This is a genomic window from Citrobacter sp. TBCS-14 (genome assembly GCF_005280805.1).
GTDB classification, from domain to species: Bacteria; Pseudomonadota; Gammaproteobacteria; order Enterobacterales; family Enterobacteriaceae; genus Citrobacter; species Citrobacter gillenii.
Window position 1 is genome coordinate 1 of record NZ_SZWM01000146.1, and the last position, 264, is coordinate 264.

At 54.5% G+C, this 264-nt stretch carries 1 protein-coding gene; it reads left to right on the forward strand.

Annotation, left to right across the window (positions count from 1 at the left end):
- Positions 1-264 (forward strand): RNB domain-containing ribonuclease (locus tag FDX22_RS03580; RefSeq protein WP_146716713.1); only part of this gene is annotated, 264 nt, incomplete at both ends.

The following is a 264-nucleotide window of genomic DNA, read 5'->3' on the forward strand; positions in this document are numbered from 1 at the left end:
GAAGCGAAGTTTATCTTCAATGCTGAACGCCGTATTGAGCGTATCGAGCAGACGCAACGTAATGACGCGCACAAACTGATTGAAGAGTGCATGATCATGGCGAACATCTCAGCGGCGCGATTCGTTGAGAAAGCCAAAGAACCCGCGCTGTTCCGTATTCACGATAAGCCGACGACCGAAGCGATTAACTCGTTCCGTTCCGTGCTGGCGGAGCTGGGACTGGAGCTGCCTGGCGGCAACAAACCGGAGCCACGTGATTACGCG